19 protein-coding genes are annotated in these 16,123 nt (G+C 42.0%); 16 read left to right on the forward strand and 3 right to left on the reverse strand.

Annotated features, from left to right (window positions below):
- Positions 1–17 precede the first annotated feature (17 nt).
- The 8 genes from AC3ANV_RS00885 to AC3ANV_RS00920 all read left to right on the forward strand — a co-directional run bounded on the left by AC3ANV_RS00885 (position 18) and on the right by AC3ANV_RS00920 (position 8,333).
- The gene (locus tag AC3ANV_RS00885) at positions 18–761 is read left to right on the forward strand and encodes a YwmB family TATA-box binding protein (RefSeq protein WP_488311827.1); all 744 of its coding nucleotides are present in this window, start codon (positions 18–20) and stop codon (positions 759–761) included.
- A 32-nt stretch (positions 762–793) separates the two neighbouring features.
- Entirely contained in the window at positions 794–2,104 is a 1,311-nt protein-coding gene (murA, locus tag AC3ANV_RS00890; RefSeq protein ID WP_488311828.1) for a UDP-N-acetylglucosamine 1-carboxyvinyltransferase, read from the forward strand.
- A gap of 202 nt (positions 2,105–2,306) precedes the next feature.
- Complete coding sequence (gene spoIID, locus AC3ANV_RS00895) at positions 2,307–3,326, forward strand: stage II sporulation protein D (RefSeq protein WP_488311829.1); 1,020 nt, start codon at positions 2,307–2,309, stop codon at positions 3,324–3,326.
- Between the two features lie 98 nt (positions 3,327–3,424).
- On the forward strand, positions 3,425–3,682 hold the full coding sequence (locus AC3ANV_RS00900; RefSeq protein ID WP_488311830.1) for a hypothetical protein: 258 nt from the start codon (positions 3,425–3,427) through the stop codon (positions 3,680–3,682).
- Between the two features lie 28 nt (positions 3,683–3,710).
- Positions 3,711–4,685, forward strand: a complete 975-nt coding sequence (locus AC3ANV_RS00905; RefSeq protein ID WP_488311831.1) for a nuclease-related domain-containing protein — start codon at positions 3,711–3,713, stop codon at positions 4,683–4,685.
- Between the two features lie 109 nt (positions 4,686–4,794).
- Positions 4,795–5,667: a stage II sporulation protein SpoIIQ gene (gene spoIIQ, locus AC3ANV_RS00910; RefSeq protein WP_488311832.1), complete on the forward strand. Its 873-nt coding sequence runs from the start codon at positions 4,795–4,797 to the stop codon at positions 5,665–5,667.
- 402 nt (positions 5,668–6,069) lie between these two features.
- On the forward strand, positions 6,070–8,064 hold the full coding sequence (locus AC3ANV_RS00915; protein ID WP_488311833.1) for a penicillin-binding transpeptidase domain-containing protein: 1,995 nt from the start codon (positions 6,070–6,072) through the stop codon (positions 8,062–8,064).
- Between the two features lie 140 nt (positions 8,065–8,204).
- Positions 8,205–8,333 (forward strand): hypothetical protein, encoded by a 129-nt coding sequence (locus AC3ANV_RS00920; protein WP_488311834.1) that lies wholly within the window; start codon positions 8,205–8,207, stop codon positions 8,331–8,333.
- Between the two features lie 52 nt (positions 8,334–8,385).
- Here AC3ANV_RS00920 and AC3ANV_RS00925 read toward each other — a convergent pair whose 3' ends face one another.
- Positions 8,386–8,883 carry a DinB family protein gene (locus tag AC3ANV_RS00925; RefSeq protein WP_488311835.1) on the reverse strand — a complete coding sequence of 166 codons (498 nt, stop codon included), beginning with the start codon at positions 8,881–8,883 and terminating at the stop codon, positions 8,386–8,388.
- 76 nt (positions 8,884–8,959) lie between these two features.
- Positions 8,960–9,256 (reverse strand): MGMT family protein, encoded by a 297-nt coding sequence (locus AC3ANV_RS00930; RefSeq protein ID WP_488311836.1) that lies wholly within the window; start codon positions 9,254–9,256, stop codon positions 8,960–8,962.
- Positions 9,257–9,850: 594 nt separating this feature from the next.
- On the opposite strand from AC3ANV_RS00930, the gene spoIIID reads away from it, so the two are divergent.
- The 4 genes from spoIIID to fabZ all read left to right on the forward strand — a co-directional run bounded on the left by spoIIID (position 9,851) and on the right by fabZ (position 12,335).
- Positions 9,851–10,123 (forward strand): sporulation transcriptional regulator SpoIIID, encoded by a 273-nt coding sequence (gene spoIIID / locus AC3ANV_RS00935; RefSeq protein WP_071357605.1) that lies wholly within the window; start codon positions 9,851–9,853, stop codon positions 10,121–10,123.
- A 176-nt stretch (positions 10,124–10,299) separates the two neighbouring features.
- Positions 10,300–11,301 (forward strand): rod shape-determining protein MreB, encoded by a 1,002-nt coding sequence (gene mreB, locus AC3ANV_RS00940; RefSeq protein ID WP_488311837.1) that lies wholly within the window; start codon positions 10,300–10,302, stop codon positions 11,299–11,301.
- A gap of 254 nt (positions 11,302–11,555) precedes the next feature.
- Complete coding sequence (locus AC3ANV_RS00945; RefSeq protein ID WP_488311838.1) at positions 11,556–11,810, forward strand: DNA-directed RNA polymerase subunit beta; 255 nt, start codon at positions 11,556–11,558, stop codon at positions 11,808–11,810.
- Positions 11,811–11,900: 90 nt separating this feature from the next.
- Positions 11,901–12,335, forward strand: a complete 435-nt coding sequence (gene fabZ, locus AC3ANV_RS00950) for a 3-hydroxyacyl-ACP dehydratase FabZ (RefSeq protein ID WP_488311839.1) — start codon at positions 11,901–11,903, stop codon at positions 12,333–12,335.
- A gap of 219 nt (positions 12,336–12,554) precedes the next feature.
- On the opposite strand, the gene AC3ANV_RS00955 is transcribed toward fabZ, so the two are convergent.
- Positions 12,555–12,986 carry a YwpF-like family protein gene (locus tag AC3ANV_RS00955; RefSeq protein WP_488311840.1) on the reverse strand — a complete coding sequence of 144 codons (432 nt, stop codon included), beginning with the start codon at positions 12,984–12,986 and terminating at the stop codon, positions 12,555–12,557.
- 299 nt (positions 12,987–13,285) lie between these two features.
- Here AC3ANV_RS00955 and ssb point away from each other — a divergent pair, with 299 nt between their 5' ends.
- The 4 genes from ssb (at position 13,286) to AC3ANV_RS00975 (ending at position 16,037) form a co-directional block, all read left to right on the forward strand.
- Positions 13,286–13,663 (forward strand): single-stranded DNA-binding protein, encoded by a 378-nt coding sequence (gene ssb, locus AC3ANV_RS00960; protein WP_488311841.1) that lies wholly within the window; start codon positions 13,286–13,288, stop codon positions 13,661–13,663.
- Positions 13,653–13,853 (forward strand): hypothetical protein, encoded by a 201-nt coding sequence (locus AC3ANV_RS00965; RefSeq protein ID WP_488311842.1) that lies wholly within the window; start codon positions 13,653–13,655, stop codon positions 13,851–13,853. The genes ssb and AC3ANV_RS00965 overlap by 11 nt, the downstream gene beginning before the upstream one ends.
- A gap of 460 nt (positions 13,854–14,313) precedes the next feature.
- Positions 14,314–14,736 (forward strand): hypothetical protein, encoded by a 423-nt coding sequence (locus AC3ANV_RS00970; protein ID WP_488311843.1) that lies wholly within the window; start codon positions 14,314–14,316, stop codon positions 14,734–14,736.
- A 191-nt stretch (positions 14,737–14,927) separates the two neighbouring features.
- Positions 14,928–16,037 (forward strand): 3D domain-containing protein, encoded by a 1,110-nt coding sequence (locus AC3ANV_RS00975; RefSeq protein WP_488311844.1) that lies wholly within the window; start codon positions 14,928–14,930, stop codon positions 16,035–16,037.
- The last annotated feature ends 86 nt before the right edge of the window (positions 16,038–16,123 follow it).

The following is a 16,123-nucleotide window of genomic DNA, read 5'->3' on the forward strand; positions in this document are numbered from 1 at the left end:
TAAGGGGGAGAGTAGAGATGAAGAGAAAAAGTATGTTTTTTTTAGGCATGATTGCAATTGCAAGTTTTTTAATGGTTGGCATGAGGAGCCAAAGTACCGAGGACCGGGATTTATTGAAAATGATTTCGGTTTTTCAAAACGAAAATATTTTGCTCGATGAATGGTCTTTCTATGCAAGGGAACATTTGGTTGACCTGAAAAGTGAAAAGGAAGCACAGGAATATGCGAAGGAGCTTCAGCGAAAGTTTCCAGATTGGGATTGGTCCACGAAAAACACCAGCCAAGAATGGGAAGTTACAGCAGTATCTCCAACTTCTAAAAACCACCATGAAATGCTTCAGATTATGGCAACCCACACAAAACAGCCTGTCAATGCGTATATAGTTTATAGAGTCAGCGGTGAAGTGTGGAATAAGGCCAATGAGTCCTTTTTCACTACGGATCAATATAAGAATAGGCTTACCGACATATTTCGGAGAAAACCTACAATTTTTTCTTGTATGAAGGGCGAGGTCAGTGATAAGATTGAAAAGTCTTTACCTACAACAGTAAACCATTTACTGTCAGTTTTTAAAGCAAAAGAAATCGAAGCGTTAAGAGAGAATACATTCATGTCAGTTACGGCACACACGCCAATGTTGTCTGATTCGATTGAAAACAAGAAAAATAACATGAATTTACAAATTGGCGTACGCTCCGAAGGATTGGGCGCGAAGACTACCATAGTAGTTGGCACACCAATCATTACGATTGAATATTAATATAGAGAAAATGGACGCGGAGGGGAATACTCTTGGAAAAGATCATCGTCCGCGGCGGAAAAAGGCTTTATGGAACGGTTAAAGTAGAAGGTGCAAAGAATGCCGTCCTGCCTGTTATCGCTGCCACATTATTAGCAAGTGATGGAAAAAGTGTAATTCGTGATGTGCCTACTCTCTCCGATGTATACACGATTAATGAAGTATTACGCAACTTAAACGCTGAAGTGGTGTTTGAAAATAATACAGTTGTTGTCGACGCATCCAGAGAGTTAAAAGTTGAGGCGCCATTTGAATATGTTCGCAAAATGCGCGCGTCTGTCCTTGTCATGGGATCATTACTCGCACGTAATGGCCGTGCACGTGTTGCCCTGCCCGGCGGTTGTGCAATCGGTTCCCGCCCTATCGACCAGCATCTGAAAGGCTTTGAAGCCATGGGTGCCAGGGTAAAAGTAGGGAATGGCTTTATTGAAGCGGAGGTAGACGGCCGCTTAAAAGGAGCAAAAATTTACTTGGATTTCCCAAGTGTTGGTGCAACAGAAAACATCATGATGGCGGCTACCCTTGCAAAAGGTACGACCATCATTGAAAACGTAGCAAAAGAACCGGAAATCGTTGATCTTGCAAACTTCCTTAACAAAATGGGCGCAAACGTTAGAGGCGCCGGCACCGGCACCCTTCGAATCGAAGGTGTTGATATTTTATTTGGCGCAGATCATAACATTATTCCCGACCGCATCGAAGCAGGTACCTTCATGGTTGCTGCAGCAATTACGGGCGGTAATGTGCTTGTCAAAGGTGCTGTACCCGAACACCTATCTTCCTTGATTGCTAAAATGGAGGAAATGGGGATAACGATTATGGAAGAGGCAGATGGCGTTCGTGTCATCGGTCCGGAAAAATTAAAAGCCGTCGATATCAAAACAATGCCGCATCCGGGCTTCCCAACAGATATGCAGTCACAAATGATGGCTTTGTTACTTCGTGCAGACGGTACAAGTATGATCACGGAAACGGTATTTGAAAACCGCTTTATGCATGTGGAAGAATTCCGCCGCATGAATGCGGATATTAAAATTGAAGGACGTTCTGTTATTTTAAATGGTCTTTCAAATTTGCAAGGCGCAGAAGTTTCGGCAACCGACCTACGCGCAGCTGCAGCACTTATTCTTACCGGTTTAGTATCTGATGGTATTACTCGCGTGACAGAGTTAAAACACTTAGACCGCGGCTACGTGGACTTCCACGGAAAATTAGCTGCACTAGGTGCCGATATCGAACGTGTAGCGGAAGCAGACGAAACGTTTACGGAAGTGAAAAAGTTTATTTCGGATATGAATGCATAGTATATAAAAAGACCGAAGAGTGAGCACTCTTCGGTTTTTTGTTTTGTTTGGAGCTTAGTTAAAAGTGGGAGTTGGTTTTTGTAAGGAGAATATTTCCAGAACAGGAAACAATGTTCATTTTAAAAAAATTGAAGTCATAAATGCTTGTCCGCCTCCATATGAATGAAATGAGATATAACCATTTCAAACTGGAGGCACTTTCATGAAAAAAATCAAACCATTCGTCGTACTAGCGTCGTCCTTACTTTCCGTAACGTTAATTGTTCCTTCTGTCCTTGTGTTACCGTTTGCTGAAGGAAAGTCCAACGGAAAATTAGGTGAAAATCTGACACAGGCCCCCGCAAAGGCTACTTCGGCGGAAAGATCGGTTGAAGTCGCTGTGTATCGCGCTAATAAAGGAAAAATCGAAACAGTGACACTGGAAGATTACCTCGTCGGAGTTGTGGCTGCTGAAATGCCGGCAGATTTTCAGGAGGAAGCACTGAAGGCACAAGCCCTGACCGCGAGAACCTATATCGTTCATAAAATGGTAAGCAATAATAAGTTAGGCGTTCCAAAGGGTGCACAGGTGAATGATACGGTATCTAATCAGGTTTACGAAAATGATGATGAAATGAAGAAAAATTGGGGCGTGGACTACGACTGGAAAAGGAAAAAAATCCTTGATGCCGTGCGGGTCACGAACGGACAAATTTTGACCTATAATGGCGAGCCAATCGATGCTAACTTTTTCTCGACCAGCAACGGTTACACGGAAGATTCGAAGGATTACTGGGGCGGTTCCTACCCTTATTTGAAGAGTGTTCCAAGCCCATGGGATAAAAATTCACCAAAGTTTAAAAGTCAAAAAGTGATTTCGGTGAAGGATTTTGAGGCAAAGCTTGGGGTGAAAATTGGCGGCAGCTCGAACATAGGGGAAATTGTTGAACGAACTGCAGGAAAACGCGTAGGCAAAGTAGATTTTGATGGGAAAATTTTGACCGGGAAAGACATCCGTGAAAAACTCGATTTGCGCTCCTCCGACTTCACCTGGAGCCGTAAAGGAAGTAGTATTATCATCGCCACAAAAGGCTTCGGCCATGGCGTCGGCATGAGCCAATACGGCGCAAATGGCATGGCAGAGGAAGGAAAAAAATATCAGGATATTGTGAAGTACTACTATCAAGGAGTAGAAATTACGAAAGCGGATAGTATGCTGGCCACGATTACTGCGAAGAAATGATGGTGGGTAGGTGGTTGGCAGGTAAAACATTGAAAGTGGCAGGTAAAATAAAAAAGGTAACTTAAAGGATCCTTCGAGATAACGGTTTCTACTAAAAAATGGATGAAATCTTTGGAGAAGGGGAAGAAAGATTACCGAGCCAGGCTACCGCCTGGCTTTTTATCTTGATAATGATGTGGTTGGCAGGTAAAACATTGAAAGTGGCAGGTAAATTGGTCGAAGTGGCGGGTAAAATTACAAAAGTGGCAGGTAAATTGAGTGAAGTGGCAGGTAAAATGAATGTCCCCTTGATAATTGTGAAAAATTATCGAAAAAAGTATTTTTTAATAGGATTTATAGTACACATAGAGAAATAAATAAAAAAGAAAGAAAGGAATGGTGCGTTTGATTGAAAAACCTCTTACTCTTCCAATAAGAGTAATAAAATTAGGGGTACTTAAAGGAAGAGTACATACAGACAATCCGGAATGGCTTAAAATCGAACAAGAATATAAAAATAGGTTACAAGGCTATGAAGGGGAAAAATCGATGGAATTTTACTTAAATCAGCTCTCTCAAAAAAAGTATGATATATTCCACGACATTCGCCTTTTTGATGGGAAATACTATTTTCAAATGGATTTCCTCCTCCTATGCAGGGCATTCGGGGTAGTTCTACAGGTCAAACATAGAGGAGGAGAAATTACTTTTGAAAGGGACTTTAATCAGACAACAATTAAGAGAAATGGAAAAAAGAGTAGAATTAATAATCCTGTTTTACAGGCTAGGCAACAGGCTATAAAGCTGAGAAAATGGCTCAAGGACCATAATTGTCCGGAGATGCCGATTATGTACCTTTTTATAAATAGTAAGGAAGAAACGGTGATCATTACGGAACCTGGTAATGAGCAGGTGAATCGATATATTTGTAATAGCGAATCCTTTTTGGAGAAAATAGAGCAAATAGCAAATTACTATAAATCGGATAATATAGATACAAAAGATTTACGAAAAATGAAGCGTCTTCTATTAACCAATCACATTCCCGACAATCCCGATATTCTCAAACAATTCAACTTAACCCCAAATGATATCCTCACAGGAGTCCGTTGCCCTGAATGCAGGTTCCTTCCTATGAATTATCAATATGGAACATGGTGCTGCCCCAGGTGCAAAACGAAGTCAAAAACGGCCCACGTTCAGGCAATCAATGAATATTTTCTCCTCATAAAACCTTCCAAAACGAACGCGGAGCTACGGCAATTTCTGCACATTGACTCCCCTAAAATTATTCATAAATTGTTAACTTCAATGAATTTGTCCTCCACAGGGAAATTTAAAGACCGTGTTTATTATTCACCGCACAAAAAAATTCCTTGACCCATGCATAAAATTATCCCCACTGTCGAAAAATAAGTTTTAAAAAAATTTTTTGACTAGTGTATATAATTCTACTTATCTGTTCAGAATGATTGCTGAGGTGATGAAAATGAGAGAGGAAGAAAACAAACGATCTTCTCAAAGTTCCAGCGTTAAACGCTTTTTCAAAAAGCGTTGGGTATTTCCAGCCATTTATATTGCAAGTGCAGCAATCATTCTGACAGGGGTTCTATGGTATCAATCCAGCAGCAGTTCAACAGACAAATACAGCTATAATACTAACGACCTTGCCGGTAAGAACAACCAACCAGCTGTTGAAGTTAACAAAGCATTGGAAAACTTCCAAATGCCGGTGGCAAATGCTGCGGATGCTGTCGTAAAAATGGGATTCTATGATTTTAAAGCGAGTGCAAAAGACCAGGAAGCGGCATTAGTATTTTACAATAATACGTATCAGCCAAATACCGGTATCGACATTACGTCAAAAGACGGCAAAGCATTTGATGTTACAGCATCATTAAGCGGTACCGTGACACGTGTCGACGAAGATTCTGTATTAGGGAATGTCATTGAAATCGAACATGACAAAGGTGTTGTTACCCAATATCAATCAGTTAAAGACATGAAGATCAAGGTTGGCGATCAAGTAAAACAAGGACAAGTTATTGCCACGGCTGGACAAAGCTTGTACAACAAAAATGCTGGAATCCATGTACATTTTGAAATTCGCAAAGATGGCGTTGCTGTAAATCCGACGAATTATTTAGACAAATCGTTAAGTACTTTACAGGAAGAAAAGTCCACTAGCGACCAAACAAATACAACAGACGATCAGTCCACTATTACTCCTGATACAAAAAAGTCTATCCAGAAGGACCAAAACGGCTCTTCGACTGACGAAAAAAGTGGACAAAACACAAACGATGGAACATCCGCTCCATCAGACAGCTCGTCTGATTCAATTGATAATACAAACTCATAATAGTGTAACAAAAGGGGGAAGGGGATAACTTTCCTCTTTTTTTGCGTTTTCTTTTAAAAAGGCTATTTTCGCATAGATTGTTGTTTTTCGTATAAGTTTATCAACCCGTATACTTAGAAGCTTCGTGGCATCTTTTCGTAAGAACATTTGCGAAAATTGCCTAGAAACTTGGTGAATGAACTTTATTAAGCTTCAAAAGCAACAAAGTTAACGAAAAGAGCCTTTAAAAATGAACCTAGTTGGCAGGGCAACAAATTTTCCATTTATTAAGAAGATTGCGGTGCACACACATTTTTCATTTATAAAAAGGATTGCGCAGCCTACACATTTTATCTTTAAAAATAGGCATACCTTTCCGAAAAGTCTATTTATTGCAAATATGTTAAAATAACAAGTAAAGGGGTGATTCGCTTGAAAAAGATAATAGGGATTCTGCTCATTTTCGCTGCGATTCTCGCTGGCTGCAGCAAGGAACCCACGCCGCAGGAGCGGTTTTCGGAATACATTGCATTATGGAACCAGCAGAAGTTTGATAAGATGTATGATTACCTTTCAAACGATGCCAAACAGAAAATCTCGCAGCAGGATTTTACGAGCCGTTATCAAAAAATCTACAAAGACCTTCAGATTACTGACCTCAAGATTGACTTCAAAAAGCCCAAAGACGATAAGCAGGCCAAGGAAAATACCGCTGCTTATACGTTTTCCGCCAAAATGAACAGCATTGCAGGCGAGATTAAATTTTCCCGCCAAGCACATTTAAAAAAAGAAAAAAAAGACAACCAAAATAACTGGTATGTGGACTGGGACTCTACGTTTATTTTTCCGAAATTGAAGGATGGCGACACAGTCGGCATCACGACAACAGCGCCGGTAAGAGGGGAAATCTTCGACCGCAACGGAAATGGACTGGCGGTGAACGGTCAGGTATATGAGGTCGGTGTAATCCCGGGAAAATTGGGGGCACAGAAGGACCAGATGATTCAGCAATTATCAACACTTTTAAAATTATCCCCGGATCAAATCAACCAAGCGCTTGGTGCCGGCTGGGTGAAACCTGACCTGTTTGTACCGCTTAAAAAAGTATCGATGCAGGATTCTGAGCTGATCGCCCAATTAATTAAGCTGGAACCCGTGCAAACGAAAAAGGTCGGGGCCCGCATTTACCCTTACACAGGGGCGGCCGCCCATTTAATCGGCTATGTTGGTCCGATTACAGCCGACGAATTGACGAAGCTCAAAGACAAAGGGTACACAAGTAATGATGTAATCGGAAAAAGAGGCCTCGAACAAGTGTATGATCAGGAGCTCAGGGGCACGGGCGGTGTAAAGATTACGATTAAAAAGAAAGCGGGCGGCGAAGAAGTGCTCGCCGAAAAGCCTGTGGTAAACGGCAAACTACTGAAGCTGACAATTGACGTCAGTTTACAAGTAAAGCTTTTCAATGAGCTCAGCGGGGAAGCAGGCTCAGCGGCGGCGATGAACCCGGGGACAGGCGAAACGCTGGCGCTGGTCAGCAGCCCGTCCTTTGACCCGAACCAAGCGACACTAGGCTATAGTGCGGACGAATGGAAAGCGCTGCAGGATAACCCTCAGCAGCCGCTAACAACACGCTTCAAACAGGCCTATGCACCGGGCTCGGTCATGAAGCCCATAACGGCCTCCATTGGCCTCGAGAGCAAGGCGGTCAGTCCTGAGCAATTGGTGGCAATCATTGGCCCGAAATGGCAAAAAGATGCCTCGTGGGGCGGCTATTTCGTCACGCGCGTCCACGAATCCAACCCGGTGAACCTGGAAAAAGCGCTCGTGTTCTCAGACAATATTTATTTTGCTCAAGCCGCTTTAAAAATCGGAAAGGATACCTTCTCTGAGGGCTTGAAAAAGTTTGGATTCGGCGAGGAGCTCGTCTATCCGTTCCCATTGGAGACATCGAAGATAGGGGCGTTAGGAAGTGAAATTGCCCTCGCTGACTCCGGTTATGGTCAAGGGCAAATTCAAATGAGCATTGTCCATCTAATGGCATCCTATACACCATTTGTTAATGGTGGCAACATGATGAAGCCGGTGTTGTTGATGGATGACCAAAAGAGTCAGGTGCTAAAAGCCTCGCTTGTTTCGAGTGGAAACGCGGCAACGATTTCAGGGATGCTGCGGAAGGTTGTAGGTGACCCGGGTGGAACAGCCCACGCCGCCGATATTCCCGGCTACCCTTTGTCAGGTAAAACGGGAACGGCTGAAATTAAGCAAAAACAAGGCCAAACCGGCACCGAAAACGGCTGGTTCATCGCCTACAATACAAATTTTATGATCGCAATGATAATTGAGAATGTCCAAGGCCGGGGCGGATCGCAGGTGCCGGTGAAGAAGGTAAGAGATGTATTTGTGCAGATAAAATAAAAGTTTTGGAGGGTGTGGCAGGTAAAACATTTGAAGTGGCAGGTAAAATTACAAAAGTGGCAGGTAAATTGAGTGAAGTGGCAGGTAAAATAAAAAAGGTAACTTAAAGGATCCTTTGAGATAAGGGTTTCTACTGAAAAATGGATGAAATCTTTGGAGAAGGGGAAGAAAAATTACCGAGCCAGGCTTTTTATCTTGATAATAATGGTAAAACATTGAAAGTGGTAGGTAAAATGGTCGAAGTGGCAGGTAAAATCACAAAAGTGTAATTCCAAAGAAAAGGCTAGGAAAACCAAAAGTTTTCCTAGCTTGTTTTATAACTTATACCGGTGCTGCCATCCCAAAAGCGGCCCATTCTTCTTTGGCCGGGCCATAGACTCCGCTTACAGGGATTCCCGCTTGACGCATTAAGACTGTCAGCTGTCCGCGATGGTGAACTTCGTGTTTGAGGAAATTATATAAGAGCACATCGGTCTTCCAATTCATTCCGAAAAAATTAACGGTTTTCTGCAAATCTTCATCCTTCAGTTGCGTTTGCACAGCATCAAGAAGAGCTTGCGTTGTTTGTTTGTATCCTTCGGCAATGGCCGCAGCTGTCGCAGGTGTTTCCTTTTCCTGAGGGACCGCAAACTTAACATCGGCCGTAAAGAGCATTTCCGTGCTTCGTACCAAATGCCAGGCAAGATAGCCGAGCGTCCGAAAGCCCGGTGCAACCTCCCGGTTTAGAGATTCATCCGTAAGCGCATTTAATAATTTTTGGGTAACTTCCGATTCACCTTTGTAATCTTCAATAAATGCTTGAATGGATTGGTACATCATTTTACCTCCACTTAATTATTTTTATCATATGTAGAATTCTACACGTAGATAGAATTACCTTCACTTGATTTAGATATTATTCCGGATGCCACTGAAATTTTTCCAAATCAATCATCCCGCCAAGCCCAATCTCAATGCCCTCACTCTCCAGCAAGAAGAATTGCTCGTCATTTTGAAGGGCAATCTGCCCCTTAGAATTAACCACACGGTGCCAAGGAAGATGGTGTTTCCTGCTCATGGAGTGCAGGGCGCGGACCACTTGTCTGGCAGCGCGCGGACTGCCTGCGAGACGCGCAATCTGACCATAAGTCATCACCCGTCCCTCGGGTATATTTTGAATAATTCCAATCACGGTTTCAGTAAAAGGTTGCATAGGGTCGTTCCTTTCCCATATGTAAAGGCATAGGTGAGCTCTCCCCATTATATAATAGTTGAAAAAAAGAAGTACGGGCAACCATGAAATTGATATCGAAAAAATTACATAACAACAACTAAAATTCCGGACTAACCTCCTCGAAAAAACCCATCAAGGCGGGGTTTTTTTAAAAAAATCTTTCGACATTTTTTATCGACAAATTTCTGGGGAAATAGTGCGGTTGGGTGGTAATTTCCTGCAAAAGGCTTGAAGGAATGAGGTTCCAAGGGGATGTCGAAAGAAGGGGGATTGGATTTAATATGTCCAATTTTCAAAAAACTTAGGAAGTAGCCTTGTCCCGATTGAGTTTTTCTTGCATATTCCCGTATCCAAGCTAATAAAATGTTACAAACCTTTACAAAGAGAGTGTTTGAGGTGAGGAGTCGTTTGAAGATAACGGGTATTCAGTCGGGGACATGATTATTCCTTGTATTTTTCAGAAGGTGTTCTTACTTCTGCCGTATGGGGTCAACATGCGGGGCAGTATTTCGTCGAAGTGATAAGCGGGTCTCATTTCACACTTCTCACATCCAAATTAGGGAGGGCGAGAGTGTGCACGATTACATCAAAGAGCGAACTATCAAGATTGGAAAGTATATCGTGGAGACGAGGAAAACGGTTCGCGTGATTGCGAAGGAGTTTGGCGTATCCAAAAGTACAGTCCATAAGGATTTGACAGAGAGACTTCCGGAAATTAATCCTGAGCTTGCAAACGAGGTAAAAGAAATATTAGATTATCATAAATCGATCCGTCATTTACGGGGTGGGGAAGCGACAAAAATGAAGTACCAGAAAGAAGAGAGAGAAGGAGAAACGGTTAAATAATCTAAGGTATTTTTCATTATCTTTTAAGGACATTCTCATGAATCCTCCGAGTACGACATTATTCTGCAAAAATTTACATCTTTTTTTAATAAAAGTATGGAAATTTTAATGAGTATGGTACAATAAACAATTAGGAAAGTATGGTGTATTCACTTTCAAGGAGGAAAGAAAAGAGAATGTTTGCTAGGGATATTGGGATTGATTTAGGTACGGCTAACGTGTTAATTCACGTAAAGGGCCGTGGAATCGTATTGAATGAGCCGTCCGTTGTGGCAATTGATAAAAATACAAACCGCGTTCTTGCTGTTGGTGAGGAAGCGCGCCGTATGGTGGGACGTACACCCGGGAACATTGTCGCGATTCGCCCGCTAAAGGATGGCGTTATCGCTGACTTTGATGTGACAGAAGCAATGTTAAAACATTTTATTAATAAGTTAAACGTTAAAGGCTTTTTATCAAAGCCGCGCATTTTGATTTGCTGTCCGACGAATATTACAAGCGTTGAGCAAAAAGCAATTAAGGAAGCTGCTGAAAAGAGCGGCGGTAAAAAGATTTACCTCGAAGAAGAACCAAAGGTTGCGGCAATCGGCGCGGGAATGGACATTTTCCAACCGTACGGCAACATGGTAGTGGACATCGGGGGAGGAACGACGGATGTTGCCGTCCTTTCAATGGGCGATATCGTGACTTCTTCCTCCATCAAAATGGCAGGCGACAAATTCGACATGGAGATTCTTAACCATATTAAGCGCGAATACAAATTGTTGATCGGTGAACGTACAGCTGAAAATATTAAAATCAACATCGGTACCGTCTTCCAAGGATCACGCTCGGAAGAAATGGAAATCCGCGGCCGTGACATGGTTAGCGGCTTACCGCGTACCATCACGGTTCATTCCGAAGAAATCGAACAAGCCCTAAGGGAATCGGTTGCGGTAATCGTTCAAGCGGCGAAAAGCGTTCTTGAGCGCACTCCGCCGGAATTGTCTGCCGACATCATTGACCGCGGCGTCATTCTAACCGGAGGCGGTGCCCTGCTGCACGGCATCGACATGCTGCTGGCGGATGAACTGAAGGTTCCCGTACTCGTTGCCGAAAATCCAATGGACTGCGTAGCTATCGGAACAGGCATCATGCTGGATAACATTGATCGTATAGCAAAAAGAAAATTGGGGTAAACTCCCCGTCTAAAAAGTCTAATGCAAAGGCAAGACAAGCCTTGATCATTGGGCTTTTTAATTTGGGGATTTTTCTGCAAGAAGGCTATTTTCCAATAATTTTTTATAATAAAATAGATAGGAAAGTGCGGTACTATTTTTTGAAAAAATGAACCTTACAGCTAAGCTGAACACGTATCGCGAACCAAATAGAGTCAATTTTTTAAAATGGTTATAATAGACATAAACGGAAATTCGGTAAAAGGGGAATAAGAATGTCTGTCAATGATCCGACGAATACGAGAGAAGAATATAAGAAATTAAAATCGCAGGAAGTGGAAGAGACGGATCGGGTCAGGGTTCGGCTGTTTCCGATTTGGCTTCGGATTGTGATTTTGGTTGTGCTCATCTTTGTCTGTACGCTGAGCGGCGCAGTGGTAGGATATGGAGTGCTTGGAAACGGGAAGATAGCAGATGTTTTTAAGGGGTCAACCTGGACACATATCCGCGATTTGGTGGAAAAGGAATAAATTCGAGAGGAAAGGAAATTTCCCTTCCTTTTTGTCTATCCTAAATAGTAGAATAGAATATAATAGCTATTACTAGTAGGAGGTACTAAGATGCTGGATGTTACACAAATTAAAGAAATTATTCCCCATCGTTATCCGTTTTTGTTAGTTGATCGGATTTTGGAGGTTGAGGAAGGGAAAAGTGCTGTCGGGATTAAGAATGTCTCGGCTAATGAGGAGTTTTTTAACGGCCATTTTCCTGATTATCCTGTAATGCCGGGCGTTTTGATCGTGGAGGCTTTGGCACAGGTTGGGGCGGTTGCCATGTTGAAAAAAGAAGAAAATCGCGGCCGGTTAGCTTTTTTTGCCGGAATTGACGGATGTCGTTTTAAAAGACAGGTAAAACCGGGTGACCAGCTGCGTCTTGAGGTCGAAATCGTGCGTCTGCGCGGTCCGATTGGAAAAGGCAAAGCCGTTGCCACTGTCGACGGAGAAATCGCTTGCGAGGCCGAGATTACGTTTGCGCTTGGAGATAAGAAGGAGTAGGAATCATTTTTACGAAAGGCTATTTTCGCATAGATTGTTGTTTTTCGTATAAGTTTATCAACCCGTATAATTAGAAGCTTCGTGGCATCTTTTCGTGAGAACATTTGCGAAAATTGCCTAGAAACTTATTAAATGAACTTTATTACGTATCAAAAGCAACAAAGTTTACGAAAAGAGCCTTACGAAAAAATGACCAGGGCGAGCTCCCTGGTCATTTTATTATGAATTTTTGACTTTTAACTTTGGTTTGCTTTTTAGTTTTTCCTTGAATTCGTCGAGAAGGGGCTGGCCTTGAAGACCCTTTTGCAGTAAATTTTCGAGCAGAAGCTCGGAATAGTCGCTCCGGTTTCGGCGCAATTGGCCTTCGAGCAAAACGCTAATATGTTCTTCAAATTTGAGCAACGAGCAAATTTTGGTCTGAAAATAAGCAGGGGCATTTTCCTTTTTCGTAATGACGGCCTCAACGATAATGTCGCGATCCTGCTCGGAAATTTTTTTGAAATAATCATAGAGGGATAGATCTGTGTATGCCTCCAGCAGCCAGGTAGAGCGGTCGTCCTCTTTATTTAGAATCAATCCATCCTTCAATGGAACATCAACCAACGTTCCATCTTCCACAACTTCCAATGAGTATAACTTAAAGGTTTTCATCCGTGAGTACCTCCTGTAAATTTATTACACTTTCCTCATCAGCATCTATTAATGTCCACTGAAAATTTCTTCTCCTAAATTATAACATACGCGAAAAGGAAGCAAATGTCGAAAAGTATTTGTCGAAACCTGAAAATCAGGTATTTTGGTACAAAAAGAGTATCGATAAGGGTCATTTCTCCTTAGAGAAAAATTGATTTCGAGGACCAAAAGGGGTTAGAAAACAGCTTTTTCGCCATTTTACAACAAGGGAGGGCCGGAGATATGATAGAGCCATCAAAAGGAGAGGAGATGTGTTAATGATCAATCAAGTCACACTTGTCGGGAGGTTAACGCGGGACCCGGAAATTAAGAAGACGGCAGAAGGAACGGCGGTCGCCAATGTGACGCTGGCTGTGAACCGCCATTTTCGGAATCATAACGGGGAAATCGATACGGATTTTGTGCAATGCACGCTCTGGAGAAAAGCAGCTGAAAATACGGTCCAATATTGCCGGAAGGGTTCCGTCGTAGGGATTACAGGGAGGCTGCAAACCCGCCATTACGACAACCAGGAAGGGAGAAGGATTTTTGTCACTGAGGTGGTGGCTGAAACGGTCCGCTTCCTGAGCGCGAAACCGCACGACGAACGCAACGTTCAAGCGGGACAAAAGGAGGAAATAACACTTGCATTCTAATAATGATGCTGCCGAGCAATTACTTGAAAGTCTGATTAAAATGGTAGGTAAGGCCAATCAAAAAATGGACAGCCTGCAAAGTCGAGTCAACCAGCTGGAATGGCTTATGAAAGTCGAATTAAAGGAACGAGGCCCCATCCCGATATACTCCACACTTACACCATCGCCCGTCTCTTCCGAAACCCATTAATAGTTTAAAAAAATTTCCCCGCAACTCGTTTCACTTGCTAAAGAAATTCAATCAACTCTCCGAAAGGAACTCCTACTTTTTTGTTTCCGGCAGTCATTTTGCCGGAAATTTTTTTCTGTCAAATTTTTGAAAAGAGTCTTCCTGAAAAATTTCATATGTATGTATAAATAAGGCTCAGCCGGCAATACTAAGGGAAAAACCCCCCTGTTTTTTTTATCGAAGCCGCTGAACATAGATTTCAGCGGCTTCTTTGTGCCTGCATTTTGTTTTTATGCATTTTACTCACCTTGATAGAGGTGGTGAGTAAATCAAGTTAAAATTTTTTTTGCGTTGAGGCTGCATTTAATAGAGTTCTAATAGAGTGCTTTTTAATATAATGCAATTGGAAGGAAATTTGAAATTATCGTCGAATAATATTAAATGATGTAAGTAATTGTAATATTTGGAGGTATTTGATCGAATGAGAGATGATAAAACCAAGAGTGATTCAATAATTTTTATCGGCGAAATATCGGAAGGAAACGAAATGACGATCAAGAATAAGCCCGGTTTTTACGATGCACTTTTACTATCAAAGCAGTCAGTCCATTCAACGAAGAGTAGTTCCTATCAATCAGTCCCTTATGATAATCAAAAGAAAATTTCTATCCGCATCTTTGATAAAAACATTCAATTTACATACCGTAATCAATCTTTGCAGCTAATAGACGATGATGAAAAACTAACCGATGAAGAGGTACTCAATGTTTTTAATCACTTCGCAATAAAGGAAGGCGACAAAGTTACCTATCTGCTCCAATACCCAAACGATAAAATCCGACCAAGAAAAAAGAAAAAAGCGCGGATTTTGGAAGAAGGCAAGCAGCTGGAAAGGGAAGATTGAAGCTTAAAAGCCATACTCACTCTTGTTGTTGTCCGTCAGTAGGAGACAAATTGGCGGCTTTGTCCACGAAGGGTGACAGGCACCATAGGTTGTTTTTCTCTGTTTTATGACAAAATGAGATACACTTTTAATCCTTTTGTAACATTACTGGCACATATTTCTGGTATAACTAGGTTAAAGGGGGAAAGTGTATGCAAGGAATTAAGCGCATGATTCTCGTAATTTCTACATTGATTTTGTGTGTATCGGGTAACGTGGTGACATATGCACAAACAAACTCTGAGGCTTTGCAAAATGTCCAACAGGAGCTTGATCAGAAGGCCAAAGAACAGCAAGCTGTTAATAAAGATATAGAAAATATTCAACAAGAAATGCAATCTATAAATACATATATTGCATCGAATACAGAGGCAATGGCTAAAACGCAAACGAAAATTGCCGCAACAAATCAACTTATAGAAGAGAAAAAGGAAGAAATTGTCACTCTTGAGGACAAAATTTCTGCCCGTAAAGATGTTATGAAAAAGAGACTAGTGGCTCTTCAGCATGATGATAATCTCAGTTTAGTGATAAAAGTTTTCTTAGAAGCGAAAGATCTTGATGATTTTATTCAACGTGCAAGTGCCGTTACGGCTCTTTTTAGTGCGGATAAAGATATTTTAGGTGCACAACAGGAAGACCTTAGTAAAATAGAACAAGATAAAAAAGAGATTGATAGACAGCAGCAAAGTTTACAAGAGGAACAAAATGCTCTTGCTAAACAGCAGGCTGAGCTCAATCAAAATTTGCAAAAAAGACAACAAGCTTTAACGGTAATGCAAGAAAAATTCAGTCAAATTAGCCAACAAATGGCGCTTGCCGAACAGCAAAAGGCAGGCATTGTCGCACAAATTCAAGCGGCACAGGAAAAGATCCGCCAAGAGCAAGAAGCAGCGAAAGCACAGGCCGCTGCTGTATCGCCACAGCCGCAAACTGCATCACCGCAGCCTCAAGCTTCGTCAGTACAGAAGGGAAAAGGCGAAGAAATGTATGTGACTGCGACTGCATACAGCCCGGAAAGCTCGGGAGATGTCACAAGATTAGGCTATAATATTAAACAAAATCCAAATATGAAATTAATTGCCGTAGACCCATCAGTAATACCATTAGGAAAAAAAGTTTGGGTAGAAGGGTATGGTGTGGCCGTTGCGGGTGATACCGGCGGTGCCATTCATGGCCATATAATCGACGTATTAATGCCAACGTCAGCACAGGCGAGAGTATGGGGCAGAAAGACTGTGAAAATTGTTATTTTAGATTAATAAATATGATGATGAGATCTAACATGAATAAGATGTTAGATCTCTTTTTGTGCTTCATTTTAAACCTGTTGTCCGCGAGATGCGGA

It is taken from the genome of Neobacillus sp. DFD-2R (assembly GCF_057747865.1).